Below are 7,143 nucleotides of genomic sequence, written 5' to 3' on the forward strand. Positions count from 1 at the left end.
AATCTGGTGCGGTCCAATTTAATCCACAAAGTTTAATCAGACTTTGAACAAAACCTGTGACCATGCGTAAAGAGAGTCTAAATAAAGATTTGATCATTAAACAGCATTGAATAGCCGTATCGGAGTAGGTTTGATTTCGCCCTTGTTTGCCTTTTGATGGCGCATACCATTGCGTAGCAGGATCAAACCAAATGGCAATATTTCCGCGACTCATGAGTGCTCGGTTATATGCGGGCCAATTGGTTGTACGATAAATTTTAGGTGTAGGCTTATTCATTTGAAAATTATATCGCTGAAAAACCCTTTACAGATAGGTTTGTGCAACAAAGCCATCTTGAGCCAGGTGTATTTTCATCATGAGATAATTGTAATGCATCATTATATGCTCTTGCTCCTTTACCTTGCATTTTCAATACTTGCTGAGTTTTACCAAAATAATTAGGAGTTGGATTTTTTAAAGGATTTTCATCTCTTCCATGGGGATGTAATGTATATAAAATTGTTCCTTTTTTTAAAACTACATTTTTATAACTATCTTTACCTCGGTAAGGGTCTTTACCTTGCCATGATCTCGCAGATGCTGAAGGATTTCGTCCTTCACAAGGATTGCCTGGACAAGGTTTCTTCTTAGATGAAACCCCTCCCCCCCTTTCCACTACTTCCTTTCGAACCTTTTACTCTTGCTAACCCTCTCGGATCAACCCAATCAATAGGATTCGGCGCATAAGCATAAACATTATGCCCACCTAAAAGCCCAATTGGATCTTTAGAAATAAAGCGCCCTACGTAAGGCGAGTAGTAACGATGACGGTTATAGTGAAACCCTGTTTCTTCATCAAAATACTGCCCTTGGAAGCGAATATTATTTGAAATGATTTCACTATTTTCAAAGAAGTTTGATTTCACTTTCTCTGCTTTACATTCACCCCAAGCTTTATATTGTGCCTTCCAAATGATCTGACCACTAAGATCACTCATCTCTTGTGGAGTCCCCAAATGGTCACAGTGATAGAACCAAACATCATCAAAGCCTTGACTACTCTGAGTCTTTTTCCAAAGTAAATCACGAGTAAAACTATATTTATCATCCCAAACAGGTGTTGTATGCACCTGTATAGGCGTTTGATAAACGGCTTGAATTAAGGGAGTAAAGCTGTCTTTTTCATAAATATAATGCTTGGTATATGACTCATTTGACTCATATGCTAACGTATCACCATCCCATCCATAAACAAAATCCAACTCTTGACCTGTATGATGGTGCTTACCTCTTTTTGCTAAACGTCGCCCCATCAGATTGGGTAATTGTGGTTAAGCTGCCATTCTCATCAAATTCATATTCATTGACCGCTGCGTCAGTATCAATATGTCTAACTACACGACTACATTCATCTCTGAAATACCATTCTCCCAACCCATCTGGGTAAACAATACGGTAGGTATAACTAAAATGCCTGTATATTTAAAATATGTTAAATTATTATTTCTCATTTATTCTACTTTATTAGTAACCTCTAAATACCAAATTGTTTCTCCCCAATAACTTTCAATTTCTGGAAAAATTTCCCCTTGATTAAAATATCGTGATCGAGATTGATTCGCAGGGCTCCACCAGTTGCCTGACTGAGGGCAAATTTGACTAGCTAATGCCTTAATATTTTCCACATACACAGAATTATCAGAACCACCTTCATCAGCAATTCTTTCAATCAACACCCAGTTCACTTCTGCATATAATGTTTCATATGTTTCAGGATCATGTCCAACAGCAAGAACACTGGCAACACCATTATTCTCCTCCTCACTTGCTGCCATAAATTCAATTCGCTCCCCCTCCCCGTCTTGACACAAATAAATACCTGTTTTTTCTAATTTTTCATTAGACTTAACCATCATTTCTGGATTTATACGGTAAATTGGATAGCTATTCGGTAAATCAAGCTTAATATCATTAAATAAATCATTTTTTTTAAAATCGTGGATGAGAGTATCCATATCCCAAGATGTAGGGTATGTACTTTCTATAATTGAGGCGTACTGTCTTGCAATTGAATAATAATCCCAACATTGTTTAACTTTTTCATAAGATAAATCATCCATCCAATGTAGAGAAAATTCACTTAAACCTTTATCATTAGAACGAATCTCAGAAGCACAATATAAATAAGTGAAATCCCCAGATTTTATTTTTGCATAAGCAATATCTATTCGATCCATTGTCCCTCTTAAATTTGGTAAAACCGTCTCTCCCCAATTAATATCTGCCTGTTCTGGCAATGGTAAATCTCTTAGATTATAAGGAAGATTATGCATATATATTTCAAACAACTCTTCTAAACCATCTAAGAAAAGATGATAGTTATTTCGCATGGTTTCAAAAAACTCTAATGAACTAAATTGTTCCAATAGATAAGCAACTTTAGGATTAATTCTATAAATCATATTATTTCTCAATATATTATCTATAATTTTATTTGGATTTATGTTCCAAACGAGGAGCCAAAGAAAAATCTCCCCTTTGAGTTTTTAAAGTAGGAACTCCTACCACTGAAAAATCACCAATTGTTGTATCAGTCCCATATCCCCAACCTGTTAGCTTACGCTTACTTAAACCCGATGGGATTAAATCTTTAGGGTCTAGTACAACTTGTACGCCACCACCTCTTAAATAAAAGTCACCACGTATTTGAGATGCCGCAGGACCTTCCCATGCATATAATTTCTTACCTTTTGGAACCGTATATTCCAAATATTCACCATTACTATTCCAACTTGCCCATACAGCAAATTTATCACGCCATTCTTCTCTATTTTTTAACTTTTCAAATTCGGACTTCCTCATCCAACAAATACTATTATCCAAACTTCCTGGTGCTAAAACGCGAACTAACACTTCACCTTCATTAAATGTCTGAGCTTTAATCAAGCCCTTTGCGAAAGTATCATATTTACCCTTTAAAGGATGAGAGAAACCACTTTTTAAAGCTAATTGAACATTTCCTAAGCTTGGGTGTAAAGGAGTTTTTGAGGTTTTTGGGTCAATTTTAGCTTCAGGGAAAGGTACGATTTTATTTTTTGGAAGTACATGAACCCAATTAGGTCTACTTTTTCTAAAAGCTTCTAATTCTTCTGCATCTGAAACTCGTCTCAATCGAGTTACATTTTTTACATTTGTTGTTGCTTTAAATGCAGCATCGCCTTCTTTATCTATTCGAACTGCTAACTTTTCTAAAAAATTTTGAACTGGTTTTAAAAATTTTCCTAGTTCTTTATTCGCAGAATTTCTAACTTCAATTACGACATTCAACAATTTTTTAGCTTTAAGTGCTACGCCTTTACTTGCATACTTATCAATAAAACTAACGGTTTCTTTCAAATACTTAATAAGCTTATCAAATACTTCTAATAACTCCTTAGTTCTGAGCTTTCCCTTAACTTCACGAATTTTAGTTGAAGTAGATTTATACACATTAGTAATTTTAGCTTCTTTTAGGGCTTTTTTGACTGCGGGCCGTGCCAAAAATTTATTTAATTCCTTAATACCACTTTCGATTGACGGTTCTGCAATTTTATAAATATTTGCACCTGTTAATTGTGCTAATTTTGCTGTGGGCCTCAGCATAAAACGGCGAACAGGAGCGAGAACCACTTTAAATATTCCTTTGAAGAGAGAACCTAATACAGGAAACAGTCCAATTAAAGTTAGAATCAAACCAATCCATGCCCATGGATTACTATTATCTTCTTTAATTTTAGAACAATTTGCACAAATATCCCTTACATCACATATTTGGTCTACAAATGGGATCATTGAAATTACGGTACCAGTCACAATTTGAGCAGTAGATTGTTCCTCAGCAAAATCACCTTGAATTACAACCCAAAGCCAATCTGCAATATCCGTGAGACTTTCCTGTCCTTTTTTTATTGCCTTGTTTACTGGAGCTGCTATCGCAGCCATTGCATTAAGTAGATCTTTTTTTGATGGTAAGAAATCAGTCATTATTTTCATTCACTTCTTTTTTTAATTCATTCAACTGATCTAAAACTAAATCATATAAACCCCATGGCTCATCTATATAATCACGTTGTTCATACTCAACTTTAATTGCTTTTTGCGGTACATTATCATGATGAGCTTTCCCAAGATCATCTAATTTTCCTTCTATAATTTGATTACCTTCAAAATAAATTTTATAACCTAAATTTGCAAATGGCTCATTTTCAGCATCTAAATGTTCTAATGCAATCCAATTTTTATTATTAAATTTAGGTAACACTGGAGATTGGTTTTTTACACTGGCCCCACTTTGGAACACATGCTGTGTTGCATTCACTCTAAATTCACCGCCTGTTTTCAGGGAAATCCCTGAACCATTTAAGGTGATTTGTGATGTAGCCCCTGTGATGACAATCTCTTTAGGACTGCTAATTTCGATACGGTCCTCAGTCGAGGAAATAATGATGCCTTTTTTAGCAAGTATATCCAATGCATCCGATTGGGCTTGGATCTCAACTTTACTCTGTGCTGCTACTGCTTTGATCCCACCTTGTGCAGCAAACAAGCTCAGTTTGTTTTGCGCCTGAGCAATCCAGTTCTTTTGAGTGCTGAAGTTGATGCTATCGCCTGCAATCTGATTAATTTGTGAATCAGCAGAGAAATGAATATCTTCAGCTGTACTTAGCGCAATTCCGTCAGGTGAATTGAGCAATAAAACTGCCTTTTTGAATTTTGCAATTTTTTGTTCGAGTTGTTCTGCAAATTCTTTAAGCTGCTCAAGCGATTCAATTTCATCAGTCTTTTGATTTTTAGCAATATCACTTAAAGCTTTACTGTTCGTCTGACTACCTTCCAGTTGTTTCTTGGCAATTTCAGCATCTAGATGCTCACCTTTGGCTTGATCTTGTTTATACGTGGAAACAAGTAAGCCTTGCCCAGCACGGACAGCTCCCCACTGGTCAGTACGCAGTTCAAAACCTTCACCTCGTCCTTCACTCGTGTCCGTTTCTTTAGGATGACTCAAATTCCCTAAGTTCAGTTGTGTCGCACCATGACTACTTTGTAGCTGGGTACTGATCTGACCCGTCGTGTCATCAAAACGTAGTTGCCCGAAGCCCTCGCCTTGAACCTCTTTTGATCGAATCCCTGCCAGTTTTTTGGTATCAGGCAGTTTGCCTGTATTGTCAAATTTGCTTGGAAGACGTTGTGCTTCATGGATGCGCCCCACGACAAAGGGTCTGTCGATATTGCCATCAAAGAAGTCGATCACCACGATTTCACCAATACGCGGTAAGAAGCGTGCGCCATAACCCTCACCAGCCCAAGGTGTGAGCACATCAACCCAAGCAGAATCTGTGTCATTGTCATTTGAACCTGCACCGCCATCGTGAGTATTGTCTTCACTACGGGTGAACAGGAAACGGACTTTAATACGCCCCCATTCATCCACGTGAATTTCTTCACCACTTGGTCCAACCACTTTCGCGCGTTGTGGTGATGCAATAGGGCGTTGTCGCAGCGGATTGTACTCTGGAACAATGCTGATATTACGTCGTTGTAAAACAAGGTGATTGGCTTGGCGTTCGTCTTTATTATTTGTTGTAATTTCAGCCTGCTGCCAATTGGTTTGCTTCAACAAAGCTGTGATTTGATCGGTCAAATCTTTAGGTAAATTATTCTGATTATAGAATTTTTTGGATGTGATTAAGAATTCTTTGTCTGAACCACTATGTTGATCGATTTCAGGGTGCTCGTTGAGTTCAAACCAGTAACCCACTTGTGCATCTCGTACGGTCGAGGTAGCCATAAATTGCTTGGCTTGTAGGTCGTAATAATGACCAAGATTTTGATTAAACTTTTCAATCTGACCATTGCCTGATTTGGTCGTTCCATCTTCACCTTTAAGGTCTTGTATCCATGCAGGTGAAAAATGCCATGCTTGCTCTAAACCTAGACTGGCGTTGTCTTGATTATCACTATGGCTATGTTTGCTTTGAACTGAACCCGCACCTTCTTCTATTTCTAAAGTATTCGCTTGCCAATGTTGAATATGGACAGATGTTGGTTGTATAGAACGCTGTCCGACAAAATTTGTAATCGAATCACTGCTTTCTACAGCACTGCTACGATGGAAGCGAATATTCTGTCGCTCTAAACTTTGATATTGGGCGTTGTCATCAATCAGTCTAAGTTTTTGCGGCTGAATGGGTTCACTTGAACTGGACACTTTGAGCTGAGACTCATCAATAAGCCAGTTAATCCCCTCTGAAGAGAGCAGCCTTTGAATAAATTCACTGTCCAACTCATTCGCTTGCATAATGAATGGGCGCACATCATATTCTTTGCTTAAACCACCTTTATCCAATGTCAGACTCGAAGCAAATAAGGGACTACGTTGCTGCCACTCGGCAAAAATAGTTTGAACCACCTCAACAACAGACTTCGCCATGAAAACTCTAGAGTTGCGTCGATGCTTCCATAAAGCTGTCGGGTCTTCCACGGTTAAACGATATATGGTTAAAGCGCCATCACTTGCCCCCACATCCGCCTTGGTGATGATGCCTGAAATACGATTGAGTTCTGATTTTTCAGTGACAATATCGACAGCGACTTGACTACCGATGAATTGCTTTAACGGAATATGAGCGGAGGTAGATAAGCAAAGGAGCTGTAACTCTATACCTGCATTCAGTTCATGCGTTCCATCTATGCGCTGAAGGAATACTTGTTCGTTAAGCGAGGTATTGCTGAACTGAATATGAATAGCACGTTTTTGTGCAGTAAGTCCAAGTTGCTCTATTGCAGCATAAATATTATTGGGCATCGTTATTATTAAATTTTAAGTTGTGGCTGATTGTACAAAAGTCTCAAAAAATTTCTTTAATTTTTTGTAACTTTAATAGAATTTTTAAGTTTCAGAGCCTTTTTTCAATAAACGACCGATCCATCTGTAAGTTTCTATTTTTATAGTTTTGATATTATCCCAGTCATATTCGCTTAACCCAATTCATTCCTTGGCAGAGTAAAACTTGAAGTGCGACATAAACCACCTAATTAATTTAAAGGGTTTATGGAGTATATAAAATTGTCATACCATCATCTTAACTTTGAAGATCGTACTGCATTAATGCTTGAGTCAAGAA

General features: G+C 37.6%; 5 protein-coding genes and 1 pseudogene. All 6 read right to left on the minus strand.

All coding sequences use genetic code 11. The annotated features are described in order from the left end of the window. Positions 1 to 277: transposase (locus MF4640_RS18080; RefSeq protein ID WP_171263919.1), on the minus strand; the 277-nt coding region annotated here is incomplete at its 3' end. A 7-nt stretch (positions 278 to 284) separates the two neighbouring features. Next, the gene (locus MF4640_RS19275; RefSeq protein WP_153042484.1) at positions 285 to 656 is read right to left on the minus strand and encodes a hypothetical protein; all 372 of its coding nucleotides are present in this window, start codon (positions 654 to 656) and stop codon (positions 285 to 287) included. Positions 657 to 678: 22 nt separating this feature from the next. Then, a pseudogene (locus MF4640_RS18085) lies at positions 679 to 1,293 on the minus strand (RHS repeat-associated core domain-containing protein); the annotation flags it as partial. Between the two features lie 198 nt (positions 1,294 to 1,491). Further along, positions 1,492 to 2,442, minus strand: a complete 951-nt coding sequence (locus tag MF4640_RS18090; protein WP_078390444.1) for a hypothetical protein — start codon at positions 2,440 to 2,442, stop codon at positions 1,492 to 1,494. Positions 2,443 to 2,470: 28 nt separating this feature from the next. Beyond that, the gene (locus MF4640_RS18095) at positions 2,471 to 4,003 is read right to left on the minus strand and encodes a hypothetical protein (protein ID WP_078390446.1); all 1,533 of its coding nucleotides are present in this window, start codon (positions 4,001 to 4,003) and stop codon (positions 2,471 to 2,473) included. Further along, entirely contained in the window at positions 3,996 to 6,824 is a 2,829-nt protein-coding gene (locus tag MF4640_RS18100; RefSeq protein WP_078390445.1) for a type VI secretion system Vgr family protein, read from the minus strand. The genes MF4640_RS18095 and MF4640_RS18100 overlap by 8 nt, the downstream gene beginning before the upstream one ends. Positions 6,825 to 7,143: the final 319 nt, after the last annotated feature.

Origin of the sequence: Acinetobacter sp. MF4640, from assembly GCF_002018895.1 — a bacterium.
Taxonomy (GTDB): domain Bacteria; phylum Pseudomonadota; class Gammaproteobacteria; order Pseudomonadales; family Moraxellaceae; genus Acinetobacter; species Acinetobacter johnsonii.

Coding starts and splice junctions, on each gene's coding strand:
- MF4640_RS18100 (WP_078390445.1), bottom strand. CDS start 6,824: ATGCCCAATAATATTTATGCTGCAATAGAGCAACTTGGACTTACTGCA.
- MF4640_RS18090 (WP_078390444.1), bottom strand. CDS start 2,442: ATGATTTATAGAATTAATCCTAAAGTTGCTTATCTATTGGAACAATTT.
- MF4640_RS18095 (WP_078390446.1), bottom strand. CDS start 4,003: ATGACTGATTTCTTACCATCAAAAAAAGATCTACTTAATGCAATGGCT.